Origin of the sequence: Pseudidiomarina terrestris (assembly GCF_030466405.1) — a bacterium.
GTDB classification, from domain to species: Bacteria; Pseudomonadota; Gammaproteobacteria; order Enterobacterales; family Alteromonadaceae; genus Pseudidiomarina; species Pseudidiomarina terrestris.
On the sequence record NZ_JAGGJF010000003.1, the window covers coordinates 30996 to 48654 of the forward strand.

At 53.3% G+C, this 17659-nt stretch carries 14 protein-coding genes; 10 read left to right on the forward strand and 4 right to left on the reverse strand.

The features are described from left to right. The 4 genes from moaE to modC are packed head-to-tail and all read left to right on the forward strand — an operon-like array spanning position 1 to position 2912. Positions 1 to 456 (forward strand): molybdopterin synthase catalytic subunit MoaE, encoded by a 456-nt coding sequence (gene moaE / locus J6J34_RS07060; protein WP_301898727.1) that lies wholly within the window; start codon positions 1 to 3, stop codon positions 454 to 456. Continuing rightward, positions 456 to 1193, forward strand: a complete 738-nt coding sequence (gene modA / locus J6J34_RS07065) for a molybdate ABC transporter substrate-binding protein (protein WP_301898729.1) — start codon at positions 456 to 458, stop codon at positions 1191 to 1193. The genes moaE and modA overlap by 1 nt, the downstream gene beginning before the upstream one ends. Next, a complete protein-coding gene (modB, locus tag J6J34_RS07070) occupies positions 1177 to 1824 on the forward strand; it encodes a molybdate ABC transporter permease subunit (RefSeq protein ID WP_301898731.1) in 648 nt (215 codons plus the stop codon). Before modA ends, modB begins: the two co-directional genes overlap by 17 nt. Further along, positions 1821 to 2912, forward strand: coding sequence for a molybdenum ABC transporter ATP-binding protein (gene modC, locus J6J34_RS07075; RefSeq protein ID WP_301898733.1), 1092 nt, complete (start codon positions 1821 to 1823; stop codon positions 2910 to 2912). Before modB ends, modC begins: the two co-directional genes overlap by 4 nt. Here modC and J6J34_RS07080 read toward each other — a convergent pair. From J6J34_RS07080 to narL, 3 genes are all read right to left on the reverse strand, one after another. Continuing rightward, positions 2817 to 4508 carry a thiamine pyrophosphate-binding protein gene (locus J6J34_RS07080; protein WP_301898734.1) on the reverse strand — a complete coding sequence of 564 codons (1692 nt, stop codon included), beginning with the start codon at positions 4506 to 4508 and terminating at the stop codon, positions 2817 to 2819. The genes modC and J6J34_RS07080 overlap by 96 nt on opposite strands. Positions 4509 to 4576: 68 nt before the next feature. After that, the gene (gene moeA / locus J6J34_RS07085; RefSeq protein WP_301774590.1) at positions 4577 to 5797 is read right to left on the reverse strand and encodes a molybdopterin molybdotransferase MoeA; all 1221 of its coding nucleotides are present in this window, start codon (positions 5795 to 5797) and stop codon (positions 4577 to 4579) included. After that, a complete protein-coding gene (narL, locus tag J6J34_RS07090) occupies positions 5790 to 6446 on the reverse strand; it encodes a two-component system response regulator NarL (protein ID WP_301722011.1) in 657 nt (218 codons plus the stop codon). Before narL ends, moeA begins: the two co-directional genes overlap by 8 nt. Before the next feature lie 282 nt (positions 6447 to 6728). Here narL and J6J34_RS07095 point away from each other — a divergent pair, with 282 nt between their 5' ends. Further along, a complete protein-coding gene (locus J6J34_RS07095; protein WP_301722014.1) occupies positions 6729 to 8069 on the forward strand; it encodes an MFS transporter in 1341 nt (446 codons plus the stop codon). Here J6J34_RS07095 and J6J34_RS07100 read toward each other — a convergent pair. Beyond that, complete coding sequence (locus J6J34_RS07100; RefSeq protein ID WP_301722016.1) at positions 8066 to 9880, reverse strand: ATP-binding protein; 1815 nt, start codon at positions 9878 to 9880, stop codon at positions 8066 to 8068. The genes J6J34_RS07095 and J6J34_RS07100 overlap by 4 nt on opposite strands. A 263-nt stretch (positions 9881 to 10143) precedes the next feature. Here J6J34_RS07100 and J6J34_RS07105 point away from each other — a divergent pair, with 263 nt between their 5' ends. From J6J34_RS07105 to J6J34_RS07125, 5 genes are read left to right on the forward strand one after another with little or no spacing between them, the layout of a single operon-like run. Continuing rightward, on the forward strand, positions 10144 to 13863 hold the full coding sequence (locus tag J6J34_RS07105) for a nitrate reductase subunit alpha (protein ID WP_301722018.1): 3720 nt from the start codon (positions 10144 to 10146) through the stop codon (positions 13861 to 13863). Between the two features lie 21 nt (positions 13864 to 13884). Next, positions 13885 to 15420, forward strand: coding sequence for a nitrate reductase subunit beta (narH, locus tag J6J34_RS07110; protein WP_301774591.1), 1536 nt, complete (start codon positions 13885 to 13887; stop codon positions 15418 to 15420). 4 nt (positions 15421 to 15424) lie between these two features. Beyond that, the gene (gene narJ, locus J6J34_RS07115; RefSeq protein ID WP_301722022.1) at positions 15425 to 16153 is read left to right on the forward strand and encodes a nitrate reductase molybdenum cofactor assembly chaperone; all 729 of its coding nucleotides are present in this window, start codon (positions 15425 to 15427) and stop codon (positions 16151 to 16153) included. Between the two features lie 11 nt (positions 16154 to 16164). After that, entirely contained in the window at positions 16165 to 16854 is a 690-nt protein-coding gene (narI, locus tag J6J34_RS07120) for a respiratory nitrate reductase subunit gamma (RefSeq protein WP_301774593.1), read from the forward strand. Positions 16855 to 16864: 10 nt separating this feature from the next. Beyond that, positions 16865 to 17632, forward strand: coding sequence for a peptidylprolyl isomerase (locus tag J6J34_RS07125; protein ID WP_301835165.1), 768 nt, complete (start codon positions 16865 to 16867; stop codon positions 17630 to 17632). Positions 17633 to 17659: the final 27 nt, after the last annotated feature.

Consider the following 17659-nt stretch of genomic DNA (forward strand, 5'->3'; position numbering starts at 1 on the left):
ATGAGCCAGCGCATTCGGGTTCAAACCGCGGACTTCGACGTCGCAGCTGAGTACCAGCGTCTGGCACAAACCAGCAGTTGCGGAGCCGTCGTTACTTTTTCCGGGTTGGTTCGTGAGCTGGTCGACGCCGAACTTGAGGCGTTGACGCTCGAGCACTATCCCGGCATGACTGAACGCGTACTCGAGCAGCTGGTTGAGCAGGCCTGCAAGCGCTGGCAGTTGGGCGAGGTGACTTTGATCCACCGGGTTGGGCAACTGGCGCTCAATGAACAAATTGTTTTTGTGGGCGTGGCTGCGGCGCACCGTAAAGCGGCTTTTGCTGCTGCGATGTTCATCATGGACTTTTTAAAAACTCAGGCACCGTTCTGGAAGCAGGAGCATAGCAGTACAGGTTCCTACTGGGTGGCGGCAAAAGCGACGGACAAGCAGGCCGCCGAGGCATGGCAGGAAAACTGATGATGCGTCTTGTCATGTTCACGCTGATGCTGTTGATGGGGTCGGCTGCGGCCAGAGAGACGATTCACGTCGCCGCTGCGTCATCGCTGCGCCCGCCTCTTGAAGTTATCGTTAAGGATTTCGAACACCACCATCCTCAGTATCAGGTGCATGTCAGTTATGCGGCTTCAGGAAAGTTAGTTGCGCAAGTCCAGCATGGTGCGCCTTATGCGTTGCTGCTAGTGGCAGAACCAGCCTACTTAACGGAGCTTTGGCAACGTCAGTTATTGCTTTCCGAGCCGCAGCACTTTAGCTATGGCCAACTGGTGTTATGGCATCCGCAGCAGCAAGGGACGACGGTAGATCTCATTCGTAATGCCGAACGCATTGCGGTTGCTCAGCCGCGACATGCTCCATACGGCAAGGCTGCGCAGACGTATCTGAATAATCAATTTCCGGCGACGGACTTTTCTGGCCAGCTGGTGTTTGGGGAGAATGTCGCTCAGGCCGCGCATCGAGTTTACGCTGGTGCTGTGCCCATTGGCTTTGTCGCGCTGAGTCAGCTGCTGCAACTGCAGGTGCCAGCGACAGACTATACCCTGTTGCCCGAGGTCGAACCGTTGCCCCAGGCGATGGCGTTAACCCTAAAGGCTGAAACACTAAGCGGTGCCCGCTTGCTGCAGTCATTCCTGCTGGCGCAACCCGCGCAGGCCGCCTTCAACCAATACGGGTACCTGAGCCATGCTGCAAGCGAGTGATTGGCAAGCCATCTGGGTAACCCTGCAGTTAGCCGCAGTGACGACTGCGGTACTGCTAGTGCTGGCGACCCCGCTGGCCTGGTGGCTGGCATTTAGCCGGTCGCGCTGGCGCGCGGTCGTTCAGGCACTGGTGGCGATGCCTCTAGTGCTACCGCCAACGGTGCTGGGGTTCTATTTACTGCTGATTTTGAGTAACAACTTCGCTTTTACGTTCACCGGAATCGTGATTGGCAGCGTGATTTACTCATTGCCTTTTGCGGTGCAGCCGCTGAGCGAAGCATTCCGTGCTATGGGCCGGCGACCTTTAGACATTGCCGCCAGTCTTGGGGCGGACCGCTGGGATCAGTTCAAAACCGTGGTGGTGCCGCTATGTCGCGGTGGCTTTGTGGTAGCTGCGACCTTGGTGTTTGCCCATACGCTTGGCGAGTTTGGTGTCATTCTCATGATAGGTGGCAGCATCCCCGGTGAGACCCAGGTGCTGTCCGTTCTCATCTACGACCATACCGAAGCCTTGAACTATCAGACAGCCCATACCCTGTCTCTGGGCATGATTATTGTCTCACTGTTGGTACTGATTGTTATTTACGGACGCTGGTCAAAATCACCGCTCGCACGAGGCAGCAACCTATGACGTTACGCGTGCGCTGCACTCTCCCACTGCGCCACTTTGCGCTTGCTGTTGATGTAACGATTCCCTCCCAGGGGATTACCGCAATTGTTGGCCCGTCAGGCAGTGGCAAAACCTCCTTGCTGCAGGTTATCGCTGGGGTGCAGTCCGGTGCTGCTGCCGCGGAAGTCAGCTTCAACGGCAGCCTATGGCAGGGGCAAAGATGCGAAGTGCCGTTACATCAACGACGACTGGGATTGGTGCTGCAGCATCCAAGTTTATTTCCGCAGCTAACGGTCGCCGAAAACCTACGCTACGGCTGGCAACGGGCACCAAAACAGCGGCCGCTGCAATGGCACGAAGTGGTGCAAGCTTGCGGCTTACACGACTTATTGCAGCAGTATCCGGCGCAGCTCTCGGGGGGCCAACAGCAACGCGTTGCATTTGCACGCGCGTTACTGGCACAGCCTCAGTTACTGATCCTCGACGAGCCATTCTCGGCATTGGACGACGAGGCGCGTCAGTACTTTGTCAATTACTTGCGGAGGGTCAGCGGTCGTTATAATTTGCCGGTGGTCTGGGTCAGTCATCAGCTGACTGATGTGGCGCAAATAAGCGATACGCTGGTACAACTGCACGAGGGCCAGGTCATTGGTTGCGGTCCACTGGTGACTGAGTTACAGCGCGAACCGCTGCGGTCAAAGTTGGCGCTTTCGGTACTCGAAGTGCGTCGCAGCAGCTTGCCACAGACTCAGGATCACAGTTGGCAATTGCAGTTGGGCGGGCAACAGCTGGTGGTACCCAGGCCGCAATGGCAACAAGAGGATGCTGACGCGACAGTGCGATTGCGGGTCTTTGCGCGTGATGTGAGTCTCACCCGGGAATTGGTCGCAGACTCGAGTGTCCAGAACCAACTTATGGCAGAAGTGATCACCAGTTATCCTGCGCAGCATCCCGCTGAACGGGTAGTTCAGCTGCGCGTCGGCGGGCAGCCACTGCTGGCGTTGATCACCTCCTCATCCTGGCAACGTCTCGATCTGCGCGAGGGGACTGCGGTGGTCGTCCATCTGAAGGCGGTTGCGCTGCACGAAACCTTCCGCGAACGCTTGTAAACGAGCACTACGGCGCTGCTGTAAGCGAACCTCAATCACCTGCAAACTGGCAGGTTCACGCCAGGCCTGACGGAACGCCTGTAAAAAACCGTCGACTGAGTTGCTGAAGTGGGTTGTTGCGCCCTGTGCTGCGGCTATGCCAAGCAGATCACAGGCTGGCATTGTCGCGCAAGTTAACCCTGGTGCGAACGCATCGATCATATCCCAGGACTGATTGTTCAGTAACACTACAATCGGCATAGCACCCTGTTGTTGCAGGCGGCTGAGTTCCAGACCGGTCATCATAAATGCCCCATCCCCGACGACGACTACAGCGCGCAATCCGGTACTGACATGAACCCCAAGAGCGGCGGGTATACTGAATCCCATTGAGGCGTAATACGCAGGTGCGAGCAGATGTCTGGGGTTTGCGTGCAAAGATGCAAACAAACAGTCACCGACATCACTGATAATAGGCACAAGCTCGTCTTGCTGTGCGAGTTCATGGTCGATGATTTTCATTACGGTGGTGGTGTCCCAGCCTTCATTGCTCAAGTCTTCCGGTTGGCTGTGCTGGGGTACTGTTAGCTCCGTCCACCAGCTGTGCTGGCGCGGCAAGTGCCGATCGAGCAACCCTTCGCAAATCGTGCTTAAGTCCACATCATAAAATCGAGAATCAGGGAAATAGCTGGTGCCCTGATGCAGATGCAATACTTTGTCGCCATTAGCGAACTCCGGGTAAGCGGCAAAATTGGTATCGTTAACAATCACGCCAAAGTGCACAATAAGGTCACTGTCCTGCAAAAGTTGGTACGGTCGCTGTTGGGCCGTATCACCAGGCATGCCTTTATCGATAAAAGTGCCATGAAAACAGGGGTGATCTGGGGCTACAGCTGCTCGCGCAAGCAAGGTTGTCAGAAGCGGGATGTTGAGCTGTAAAGCGAGATTCTCCAGCGCTCTGCCAGCATCAAATCGTTGCACTTCAATGCCGGCTAAAAATACTGGACGTTGCGCCTGTTGCAACCGATGCGCCAAAATATTTTGCATCTGTAGTTGCGCTTTTAAAGGCATAGAAGCCTTTTGATAGCGAGGCAGTTGCAAGCAGTCAAAGTCGATCGCATCACGGGGTATCTCAATCAGTACTGGACGTGACTGTTCATAACAGCATTGCAGCGCAGCACGAATTTGACCACCGGCGCGCACAGGATCGTCAATCCGTACTTGTAGCTCGGTAACCTCGGCGAAAATCCGTCGCTGTGAATCGACAGACTTTGCTTGATGATGGATCGCTTGAGTTCCGGCAAGCTCTGCCTTGCCTGGAAAGCCAGCGATGATGACCACCGGGACACGCTCAACATAGGCTTGTGCCACAGCATTGACGGCATTGAGTGCACCCGCGCCATAAGTTAACAAGGCTGCACTGGGCGCGCGCGAAATACGTGCTGCAGCATCGGCTGCATAGACCACGCTGGGCTCGTGGTTCAGGGGATGAAATGGCAGCTGTTGGCGTTGTTCTAACTCTTGTAGCAACGGCAGAACAAAATCACCGGGGATACCAAACATGGCCTTGCAGCCAAACTGCTCAAGTTCCGCTAATAAAAGATCAACCAAGCGCATTCAACTGACTCCACACCAACTTGCTTAAAGAGCTTAGTGTGGAGCAGTGCGTAGTTAGAAGTGTTGATCTAGGTCAGCAAGCAGTCAAAGGGTTGAATGGTAATGGATTCGCCAGCAGCAATCGGGCCCCGTTCTTGCTCAAGCACCAGGAAGCAGTTTGCCTGCGCTACCGAAGTGAGGACAGCGGAACTTTGACTTCCCACAGGTTCGGCCCATAACTCGCCATCACGCTGACTGAAACGACCGCGCTGAAAATCCATGCGACCTGGACGTTTTTTGATTGGCGAGGTGGCTCGCGCTTGCAATTGCACCGGTGGCGTCACGGACTCACCGGCGAGGTGCCGCAGCATTGGCTGAACGATTTGGTCCATGGTGACCAGGGCGGCGACAGGGTTGCCGGGAAGACCACAAAACCAGGCCTGTCCCAGCCGACCGAAGGCAAAAGGTTTGCCGGGTTTCATGGCAATTTTCCAAAAGCCAATCTGGCCGAGACTGGCCATAATATCTTTGGTGTAATCTGCTTCACCGACAGAGACGCCGGCGCTGCTGATAATGATATCGGCACTGCGCATGGCTTGTTGAAAGGCGTTTTCCAGTGCCTCCCGATCATCGGCGATTAAGCCGAGGTCGAGCACATCGACATTGAGTCGCTGCAGCATCGCATGCAAAGTAAAGCGATTGCTGTCGTAAATCTGGCTTGGCGAACGTAACGGTTCACCGGGCAGTACCAGCTCATCACCATTGGAAAATAGTGCCACGCGTAACCGCCGCAGAACCCGAACCTGGTCCATACCGAGCGAGGCGAGCAAACCGATATGGGTCGGCGTTAAGCGCTGTCCTTGCTGCAGGATCATGTCGTTTTGACGAATGTCGCAGCCCTTTAAGCGTACGTTATCGCCGGTGCCGACCGGTGCCTGACAGCGGATCAAGTCACCTTCGCGTTGCACCTGCTCCTGCATAATCACAGCATCACTGGCGACAGGCATTTGTGCACCTGTCATGATGCGAACACAGCTTTGTGCCGGCAACTCGCCATTAAAAGGGTGACCTGCAAGTGCAGTGCCTACGACCGTAAGAGGTTTATCGCTGTCAGCCTCCGCCGCGCGCAAGGCGTAGCCATCCATCGCCGAATTGTCGTAGCCAGGCACATCCATGTTGGCACACACAGGTTCGGCCAGAACGCGGTCGAGAGCGTCTTGCAGGTGAACCTCTTCAGTCTCCTGAACAGGTTGAATTTGGCCTTGCATCGTTGCCAGTGCATCAGCAACGGAGAGCCAGCTATCACTCATGCTTGCCTCCTTGCTGATTGACCATCCATACCGCGGCTTCGACACGCGAGCGCAAACCAAGTTTTTTGAGCAGGTGCTTAACATGCACTTTTACTGTGCCGTCGGAAATATCAAGTTCGCGAGCGATAACTTTGTTACTCATGCCTTTGGCAATATGTTTCAGGATCTCTCGTTCGCGATTGGTCAGGCTGTCGAGCTTTCCTGCTCCCTGAGGCGATGGACGCCGCAAGGCGGTGGCCAACACCTCGGTAATGACTTCGCTCAGTACCATCTTGCCTTCAATGGAGCGTTTAATCTGCTCAATCAGCTGTTCCGGCTCCATATCCTTCAGCAGATAACCGTCGGCACCATTAGTGATGGCAGCCACCACATCTTCATCGGCATCGGAGACCGTCAGCATGACGATACGCGAGGTCACGCCTTCGTCACGCATGCGCTTGAGTGTCTCCAGACCGTCCATGCCCTGCATATTCAAATCGAGAATGATGAGATCCGGATCGAGTTCTACCGCTTTGGGAATGGCGTCTTTGCCGTTATTAAATTCCGCCACGACCTCTAAATCATCCTCAAGCGAGATCAATTGCTTGAGGCCTTTACGCAGTAACGGGTGGTCATCGACCAGCATGATGCTCGAGTTCAGTTCAGACATTAGAAATCTCCTCATTCATTAGGCCTTTATTTTCGCATAATTCTTGCTGTGCCGCATGGCTTTGGGGCGGAACAGCTGTGCCTGATGATTGCTTAAACACAACGGCGAATGCCATTTTAAATACGTGAAAACAATAACATAAGAAACTCATCTACCTAAAAGGTGGTAGTCGGGGTATCTCTTAATAACCCCTGCTTAACTCTTTCGCAAACTTGCCGACAGGCAGTGGCCTAAACGATTCTATAGACAGTATAGTCACGACTCGGGTGTATTGTGTCCCATGTGTTAACTACAGAAACCGTCGATAAAATCACTGCACTACATGTGATCGCCAGCACCGCAATCTGGATGTGTTGGAGCGTGTTGGTGGTGTTACTGTACGCGCTCGATCTCGGCTTTACCATTGCTGAGTTGTTTGGGCTACTGGCATTGACCGGCTTTTCCGCCGCGGGATTTCAACTGCTTTGGTTTGGTCTCGGTGAGCGGGCACTGCAACCGCAATTTATTCGCGTTACCACCAGTTTCCTGCTGATACCGGCATTAGGTTTTATTTATTATTTTGCCCGGGGCGACTACCCATTTTTGTTATTGCAGCTGCTCGCCATAGGTTGCGGACTCGGCGGTGCGCAACTTTATGTCAGGCGCTACCAGCATAGTGCGGGCAATCAAACCATTGGTTGGGACCTGGCGGTCACCGCAAGTATTGGCGGCATTGGCATCGTTTTAGCCCAGATTGGCACGCCTTTGGTGGCGCTCTGGCAAGGCCCCTATGCGGATTCCCTGAATGTTACCGAGACCAGTATTAGTATCGGAACCTTGCTGGGCACCGTACGGCCTGAACATCAGCTGTGGCTGGGCAATCTGGGCTGGTTTACCATGTTCGTGGTGGTCAGTTTAATACTCATCGGCTGGCGGCGCCGGCCACAAAGGTTGTTATGGCATTCAGAGACCGCCACCCGGCGGCACCTGCTGCGCAACCCCCACACTTGGATTATGACGCTGCTTTACGTCATGGCCTTTGGCTCTTTTATCGGTTTTGCCTTGGCATTTCCCCTTATTCTGCAGTTTCTTTTTGGTTTCAGCCGGGAATGGCAGGGCGGAGAACTACTTCGGGTCATGAGTAATGATTATGCGCCCCAGGCGCTGACCTATGCCTGGCTGGGACCGCTTATTGGTGTTGTCGCCAGGCCTTTAGGTGGATGGCTTGCCGATCAATATGGTGGTGCCCGGGTGACTCTGGTTTGTGCGCTGGCGTTAGCTTTGACGAGTCTGGCGGCATCGGTGTTGACCGGGAAGGCGTATCATAGCGGCGCGCCCGAGCAGTACTTTTTACTCTTCTTGCTGACATTTTTTGTGCTGTTTGCGGTGTCTGCATTAGCCAGCAGCGCGATCTACCGCTCCGCCAGCGTTCTCTTTCCAGTGCATCAATTGCCGATTGCGCTACGTTGGCTGGCGGCTTGTGCGACCGCAGGTGCCGGCTATATTCCGTTGATGTGGGGAGTGCAAAGTTATACCGGAACGCCAGCATTGGCTTTAGTTGCCTTTGCGGTGTTCTATGCCCTCTGTGCCCTGGTGGTCGCGCTGGTTTACCTGCGCCGCCACAGTGTGTATTTCAATCCTTAAGCGTCGCTCGACGCCAGCGCCTGACGCTCTTTCAAATAGTCGGGCTGGAAAAAGAAGTACACACCCGTGCCGCCTTCCGGCCGGCGGGTGATGGTGATTTCACCGCCTAAATGCTTGCTCCGCTCCTGCATAATTGCTAACCCATAATGGTTCAGCTTTTCCGCCTGCTCAGGAATGCCCACACCGTCGTCTTCGATGGCCAGACTAATCCCCTGTTCCTTAGTCTCTTGCAAGCGGATGGTCACTTCTGATCCCTGGCTATGGTGAATCGCGTTCTGACAGGCTTCACGGATGATCTGTAATAAATGGATTTCCTCGTGTGGGGCCAGTGGTGCATTCGCTAACTGGTAATCCAGCCGGAACTGCAGCGAAGATTGCTGTTCAAATTGGGCTAAGGTGGTCTGCAAGGCATTCATCAGGCCAGCCCCATCGACTTTTAAACGGAAGGTTGTCAGCAATTCCCGTAACTGTCGGTAAGCTGAGCTCAAGCCCTCGCGGAGTTCATGTGAGACATCATCAATGATTTCTCTATTGTCTTTGGCAATCGCCTTGTCCAGGCGCGTGACCTGAATTTTCAAATACGACAATGCCTGTGCCAGCGAGTCATGCAGCTCCCGTGCGATTACCGTGCGCTCCTGAATCAACGCCAGACGGCGAACCTGCTCTTCTTCCTGTTTCAGACTCAGGGCAATAGCCAGTTGATCGGTGACGGACTGCAGTAATTGCTGTTGCCATTCATCGAGCTGATCGCCGCGGTCGCAACGCGCCACAAGTACCCCGTAGTAATGGCTTTCGCGTTCGAGTGGGAAGCGGTACACCCGCAGGTTGTCGATCACACTGACACCGCCACCCGCGGTCACACACTCGGCGCAATCAACCCCGGCGCAAGGGTCCTCTTCGGTATCCTCAGGCTGAACCTGAAGATAAGGTTTGTCACCTGCTGCGGTGATCAGGCACAGCTCAATATCATCGATTTGTGAGGCGTGCTTAAGGCCATCGATAATATCGGTAAAGTCTTTGTAGCCGGGAGAGCGTTCGATAATGCTACGCGCCATATCGTAAAGAAACTGAAGCTTGGCATTGCTGCGCTGAATGGCGTGGGTCTGCTCATCGACGCGCTTTTCGAGGTTGCCGTACATGTAGCCGATGGCGTCGTTCATTTTATTAAGCGTAGTGGCAAGTACGCCAAGTTCATCTGCCAACGGGTGCTGGACACGGGCCGTAAAATCGCCCTGACCGATACGCCGGGCCGTTTGTGTCAGTAGCTGTAAGGGCTGACGCACACGTGACCGCAGCCAGTACGCGATAAAGCCCGCCAGCGCAATGGTACTGAACAGCGATAAGACCTGAATCAGCCGGATGGCACGGATACGCGATTCAGCTTCGCCTTGCAGGGCACCAACCAGCCGGTCAAGTTCAGCAATTAATGGCGCCAGTTGCTGCTCCAGTTGCACGGCGTCAACCGCGCCGGATGTCAGCTCGTCGCGGACTTCCAACCAGCTTTGCTGGGCTGCCCGGAACTGTGTACCGAGTTTGGAATCACCATTATTCAGGCGGTTAAATACCGGATGCTGCCAAGTATCCTGCAGGGTCGCAGCTAACTCCCGGGTGGTGTCACTTTCCGGATTCACCAGATACTGCCAGGCAAAGCGGTAGCTTTGCATACGCAGGGAGCCTGCTTTGTTGATCGCCAGCGCATCCTGATCGGCGCGCTCCGACAACCAATAGGAGGCGAGCAAGGTACCGACTGTAAGGGCAACCATCAGACTTAGGGCGATCCCGATGCGGGTAACAATAGAAAACTGGCGCATAGCAACTCTACTTAAAAAATGTTCACCGCATAGTTTAACGGCAATTAGGTTTAATGGGCTACCTCCTTTGTGTTTTCGCTCAACGCTTAAAAATCACTCAAAAATTAAAACATATAAAAATCAGTGATTTAATTTAAAAACCTGCTACCTAATTGGTGGTAAAAAAACCTATTACCCCCGGTTCTGGCGCGTTTCCGACCTATAGCAAACCCCTCGCGACTTCGCCACACTTAGCGCGTTCGACATCGACCAGGAGTTTTAGGATGAGTCACCTACTCGAAAAATTGCGTTTCTTCAAAACGCGCAAAGAACCCTTTGCAGATGGGCACGGGGTAACAACAGATCAGGATCGTAGCTGGGAAAAGGGTTACCGCCAGCGTTGGCAGCATGACAAAGTCGTGCGTTCGACCCATGGCGTCAACTGCACTGGCTCATGTAGCTGGAAAATTTATGTGAAAGACGGCTTAGTGACTTGGGAGACCCAACAAACGGATTACCCGCGTACCCGCCCGGATTTACCGAATCATGAACCACGTGGTTGTCCACGCGGAGCGAGCTACTCCTGGTATATCTACAGTGCCAACCGCCTGAAGTATCCCAAGATGCGCCAGCAGCTGATGAAACTCTGGCGTGAGGCCAAAGAGCAGCATACCGATCCGGTTGCCGCCTGGGAATCTATCGTCAGCGATCCGGTTAAAGCGAAAAGCTACAAAGAGCGCCGGGGTTTAGGTGGTTTTGTGCGCGCCAGCTGGGATGAAGTTAACGAGCTGATCGCTGCAAGTAACGTTTACACCGCGAAAACTTATGGTCCTGACCGTATCAACGGCTTTTCGCCTATTCCAGCGATGTCGATGGTTTCGTATGCCGCTGGCTCACGTTACCTGTCGCTTATCGGCGGTAACTGCCTGAGTTTCTACGATTGGTATTGTGACTTACCGCCAGCGTCACCGCAGGTCTGGGGAGAGCAAACTGACGTGCCGGAATCGGCCGACTGGTACAACTCAAATTACATTATCGTTTGGGGCTCTAACGTTCCGCAGACGCGTACGCCAGACGCTCACTTCCTCACAGAAGTACGCTACAAAGGCACTAAAACCTGTGTCATTACGTCGGATTATTCAGAAGCCTCGAAGTTTGGCGACACCTGGTTGTCCCCGCGTCAGGGTACCGATTCCGCGTTAGCGATGGCATTCGGTCACGTTATTCTGAAAGAATTCTATGTCAATACGCCAAGCAGCTACTTCAATGATTACGTGCGTCGCTACACCGACATGCCGATGTTAGTCATGCTTGAGCCTGGCGAGAAAGTACTGAATCAGGGCCGCTTCCTGCGTGCTGCGGATTTGGTAGACAATCTGGGCGAAGATAACAACCCGGACTGGAAAACCATTGCTTTCAATGAAGATGATCAGCGTTTAACCAGTCCGAACGGTGCTATTGGCTACCGTTGGGGCCAGAAAGGCAAGTGGAACCTTGAGCAAAAAGATGCAAAAGGTGACCTGAACCTGGCCTTAACCCTAAAAGACAGCCATGACGAAATCGTTGAGGTTGGCTTCCCATACTTTGGCTCGGCACCACACGAGTACGAGTATTTCCAGCACACTCATCATGACGAAGTGCAAATCCGCAAAATTCCGGCCAAGCGTATCGAGCTTGCCAATGGCGAAACGGCACTGGTGGCGACGGTATTCGATTTGATGTTGGCGCAGTATGGCGTCGACAACGGCATGAACGACGAAAACCGCGCGCAAAGCTACGAGGACGACGTGCCTTACACGCCAGCGTGGCAGGAGCAAATTACTGGTGTTAAGCCTGCGGACGTGATTCGTATCGCCACTGAATTTGGCCGCAATGCGGACAAAACCAAAGGTCGTTCGATGATTATCGTTGGGGCTGCGATTAACCATTGGTACCACATGGACATGAGCTACCGTGGCTTGATCAATATGCTGATGATGTGTGGCTGTATCGGCCAAAGCGGTGGCGGCTGGGCGCACTATGTGGGTCAGGAAAAACTGCGTCCACAAACGGGTTGGCAGCCGCTGGCATTTGGCCTGGACTGGCAGCGTCCACCACGGCAGATGAACGGTACCTCATTCTTCTACAACCATTCCAGCCAGTGGCGTTATGAAAAACTGGATATGAGCGAAGTGGTCTCGCCTCTGGCAGACAAGAACAAATGGCAAAGTTCAATTATTGACTACAACACCCGCGCTGAGCGTATGGGTTGGCTGCCGTCTGCGCCGCAGCTGGGCGTTAACCCGCTGACAGTTGCTGAAAAAGCGAAAGCAGCTGGTAAAGAAGTCAAAGATTACCTCGTTGAGCAGCTGAAAACTGGCGATATTCCTTTCGCCTGCACGCAGCCAGATGATCCAAAGAACTTCCCGCGTAACATGTTTATCTGGCGTTCCAACCTGCTTGGCTCATCAGGTAAAGGCCATGAGTACATGCTCAAGCACTTCCTCGGTACGACCCACAAAACCTTCGGTGAAAACCTTGGTGAAATGGGCGCCAAGAAACCAGAAGATGTCGAGTGGGTGGATGATGGCGCGGAAGGCAAAGTTGACCTGTGGGTCACGCTTGATTTCCGTATGTCGACCACCTGCCTTTACTCAGACATCGTGCTGCCAACTGCGACCTGGTATGAAAAAGACGACATGAATACGTCGGACATGCACCCGTTCATTCACCCGCTGACCGCGGCAGTGGATCCGGTCTGGGAAGCACGCAGTGACTGGGAAATCTTTAAGGGCATTGCGAAGGAATTCTCCAAGGTCTGTAAAGGTCACCTGGGTGTGGAGCAGGATGTGGTCACCACGCCAATCATGCATGACTCTGCCGGTGAGATGGCACAGCCTTATGGCGTCAAAGCCTGGTGGAAAGGTGAGTGTGAAGCCATTCCTGGCGTCACTATGCCGAACATCACCGTGGTGGAACGTGACTATCCGAATACTTATCACCGCTTCACCTCGCTTGGGCCAGCATTGGAGAAGTTAGGCAATGGTGGCAAGGGGATCAGTTGGGATACGAAGGAAGAAGTCGATTTCCTCGGCAAGCTGAACCGCGTGCACTACGAAGAAGGCGCGAACAAAGGTCGCCCGGTTATCGATAGTGCTATCGATGCCTGTGAAGTCATCTTGTCACTGGCACCGGAAACCAACGGTCATGTGGCGGTGAAAGCCTGGGCGGCATTAGGCGAGCAAACCGGACGTGATCACACGCACCTGGCGAAGCCCAAAGAAGAAGAGAAGATTCGCTTCCGCGATATCGTCGCGCAACCTCGGAAAATTATCTCGTCGCCGACCTGGTCAGGTCTGGAAGATGAGCATGTTTCCTACAACGCGGGTTACACCAACGTCCATGAGCTGATCCCATGGCGGACCATTACCGGGCGCCAACAGTTCTATCAGGATCACGAATGGATGCGCGATTTCGGTGAAACCTTATGTGCCTATAAGCCACCGATTAATCTGAAGACCGTGCAGCCGGTGCTGAACAAAAACCAGAACGGCAACAAAGAGATCGTGTTGAACTGGATTACTCCGCACCAGAAATGGGGGATTCACAGCACCTACTCAGAAAACCTGCTGATGCTGACCTTGTCACGCGGTGGGCCAATTGTCTGGATGAGTGAAATCGACGCTAAGGCCGCCGGAATTGAAGATAACGACTGGATTGAAATCTTCAACGTAAACGGTTCGATCAGTGCACGGGCCGTGGTCTCCCAGCGAGTTCCCGAAGGCATGAGCATGATGTATCACGCGCAGGAACGCCTGGTAAATATTCCGGGCTCTGAACTGACCGGTACACGCGGTGGTATCCACAACTCAGTCACACGGGCGGTGATGAAACCGACCCATATGATTGGTGGTTATGCACAACAAGCCTATGGCTTTAACTATTACGGCACAGTTGGCTGCAACCGCGATGAATTCGTGGTTATCCGGAAGATGGATAAAGTCGACTGGCTGGATACTGAATAACGTTGGAGTGAGGACAATACGATGAAAGTAAGAGCTCAAATTGGCATGGTGCTGAATTTGGACAAGTGTATTGGTTGTCATACCTGCTCCATCACTTGTAAAAATGTCTGGACCTCACGCGAAGGCGTGGAGTACGCATGGTTCAACAACGTTGAAACCAAACCCGGTATCGGCTTCCCGAAAGAGTGGGAAAACCAGGACAAGTGGAACGGCGGCTGGGTACGCAATAAAAAGGGCAAACTGGAACTGAAAATTGGTGCGAAGCGCCGCGTGTTGGCGAATATCTTCGCCAACCCGGATTTGCCTGAAATCGACGACTATTACGAGCCGTTTGATTTTGATTACCAACATTTGCACACGGCGAAAGACACCAAGCATCAGCCGATTGCCCGTCCGCGCTCGCTGATCAGCGGTCAGCGCATGGAGAAAATCGAATGGGGTCCGAACTGGGAAGAAATTCTCGGCACGGAATTCGCTAAGCGGAAGAAAGACAAGAACTTCGACGAAGTGGTGCAAAAAGACATCTACGGTCAGTTTGAAAAGACCTTCATGATGTATTTGCCGCGCTTGTGCGAGCACTGTCTGAACCCTGCATGTGTGGCTGCCTGCCCATCAGGCGCAATCTATAAGCGTGAAGAAGACGGTATCGTGCTGATCGATCAGGACAAGTGTCGTGGCTGGCGCATGTGTGTTTCTGGCTGTCCGTACAAGAAAATTTACTACAACTGGAAAACCGGTAAATCAGAAAAATGTACCTTCTGTTACCCGCGTATTGAAGCTGGGCAACCGACCACGTGTTCTGAGACCTGTGTTGGCCGTATTCGTTACCTGGGTGTGCTGCTTTATGATGCCGACCGTATCGAAGAAGCAGCCAATACCCCGAACGAGCAGGATCTTTACCAGGCTCAGCTTGATATCTTCCTGGATCCGCATGATCCGGAAGTGCAGGCGGCAGCGCGCGAAGAAGGTATTGCCGAGAACTGGATTCAGGCCGCCCAACGTTCACCGGTGTACATGATGGCAATGCAATGGAAAGTTGCGCTGCCGCTGCACCCGGAATACCGCACTCTGCCTATGGTTTGGTACGTGCCACCACTGTCGCCAATTCAAAGCGCAGTTGAGGCAGGTCATGTGGGTATGAACGGTGAGATTCCAGACCTGAAATCATTACGCATTCCTTTGCGCTATCTGGCAAACATGCTTACCGCCGGCGACGAGTTCCCGATTGTACGGGCGCTGGAACGCATGATTGCCATGCGTGCTTACAAACGCAGTCAGCACGTCGATGGTGTGGAAGATCTTGACGTACTCAAGCAGGTCGGTTTGACCCAGCAGCAAGTTGAAGAAATGTACCGTTATATGGCGTTGGCCAATTACGAAGATCGCTTCGTGATTCCAACCAGCCACCGTGCTTATGCCGAAAATGCTTACGACATGAAAGGGAGCTGCGGCTTTACCTTTGGCAATGGCTGTAGCGATGGCAACAATGACGTGAACCTGTTTGGTGCGAAGAAACAAAGCGTGCGCCAGGTCATTCCGGTCACGGTGAAGGAGTAATCTGATGCAAGTTTTACAAGTAATTTCGTTACTACTCGACTACCCGAAAGTAGAGCTGCTCGAAGTCGTGCCCGAGTTACGAGCCACGGTGCGTAACTCGGCACTGAGCAGCACCCAACAGCAAGCGCTGGAGGATTTTATTGTGCGTCGCACCAGCGGCGACGTCATGGACTGGCAGTCAGAATACGACAGCTTGTTTGAGCGTGGTCGTGCCTTGTCCTTGTTGTTGTTCGAACACGTTCACGGCGAGTCCCGTGATCGTGGCCAGGCAATGGTCGATTTAATGCAGCAATATCAGCAGGCGGGCTTAGATATCGGCGTCAAGGAACTACCTGACTACATTCCGTTGTATCTGGAGTTTCTGGCGACCCAGGGCGATGACAATGCCCGTGAAGGTTTGGCTGAAGTCGGTCACATCCTTGCGGTGCTGGCAGTGCGCCTGGAGCAAAGGGAAAGTGATTACGCCGAGTTGTTCCGAAGCTTGCTGGAGTTGTCGCAAGTCCAGGTCGATCTGGAAGATGTACGCGCTCAGGTTGAAAAAGAAAAGCGCGATGACACCCCGAAAGAGCTGGATAAAGTTTGGGAAGAAGAAATGGTGACCTTCACCGGAAATGACGCAACCAGTACTTGTCCGACGGCCCAAAGCCGGCCGGGCGAAGGTCAGCGGCGCGATCAGTATATTCCGTTGAATCTTGACCAGTTAAGTAACGTGAAAAACGCTGCGGATGCCTAAGGAGCATGACCATGAATTATTTAAATACGTTTTTCTTTGGTATCTACCCTTACATCGCGCTGGCGGTAATGGTGATCGGTACCTGGATCCGCTATGACCGGGAGCAATTTACCTGGAAAACCAGTTCCAGTCAGATGCTTGAAAAAAAGCAGCTACGTCGCGGTAGTATCGCTTTCCATATCGGTATTTTGGCGATTTTTGTAGGCCACTTCGTGGGTTTATTGACCCCGTCCGAAGTCTGGTATGTATTGGGCATTAGTACCTCTGCCAAGCAAATTATTGCGATCGTGGCAGGTGGTATAGCCGGTGTGATTTGTTTTTACGGTCTGACGATCTTAATCGTGCGCCGTTTGAAGAATCCCCGTATTCGCGCCAACAGCAGCACTATGGATATCGCGATTCTGTTGTTGCTATACGCGCAACTGATCCTGGGCTTACTGTCGATTTTTGTTTCCCTCGACCACCTCGATGGTTCAACCATGGTGTTGTTGATGAGCTGGGCACAGAATACGCTGACCTTCGACGCGACTACAGCAGCAGCTGCGATGACGGATGTACACTGGATCTTTAAGCTCCACGTTACCCTCGGCTTGACGATTTTCCTGGTGTTCCCATTCACCCGCCTGGTGCATATGCTCAGCGTACCTATGCAGTATCTGCGCCGTCAGCACCAGGTTGTGCGTCAGAAAGCGCCCCGCTAAGGAGTAGAGCATGATTCACGTAAATGACATTGCCATCGACGAAAAAGCGATTCTCGCGGAAATGCAGTATCATCCTGCGGATAGTCAGCAAGGAGCGATGCTAAAAGCCGCCGAGTCGTTAGTGATTGGTGAGTTATTTCGCCAGCGTGCAGCCGAACTTGGGCTGCACGTTAAGGACGAAATGAATGACGCCAGTGACGATGACTTTCTGGCCGCGCTGATCGACCGCGAAGTTGCGATTCCTGAAGCGGACGAAGCAGCTTGTGCGACATACTACCAACAGAACCCGGAGCGTTTTACCACCTCGCCGTTGTTGGAAGTACGGCACATTTTGCTCGCTGCCGCGCCTGAAGACGAATTGGATCGGGTCAATGGCAAGATGATGGCTGAGCAGATTATAAAGCAGTTGCATGAAGGCGATGACTTTGGCCGTCTGGCACAAAAGCATTCAGCATGCCCTTCAAACGCAACGGCAGGTAGTCTTGGCCAGATTAGCCGTGGCCAAACTGTGGCAGAATTTGAACGTCAGGTATTTACCGCCGAGGTTGGCTTAATGCCGCATCCGGTAGAGACGCGTTATGGTTTGCATGTAGTTTGGGTCGATCGCAAAATCGAAGGCAAACAATTGCCGTTTGCAGCAGTGAAAGACAAAATCGCCGCCTACCTGAACGAAAAAGTAGAACGAAAAGCTGTCGCACAGTACATCCATACTTTGATTCAGGATGCCGAGATCAAAGGCTTTGACTTCGCGGTATCGGATTCACCGTTGTTACAGTAACGCTGGAATAACGCTTTACTGGCTCAT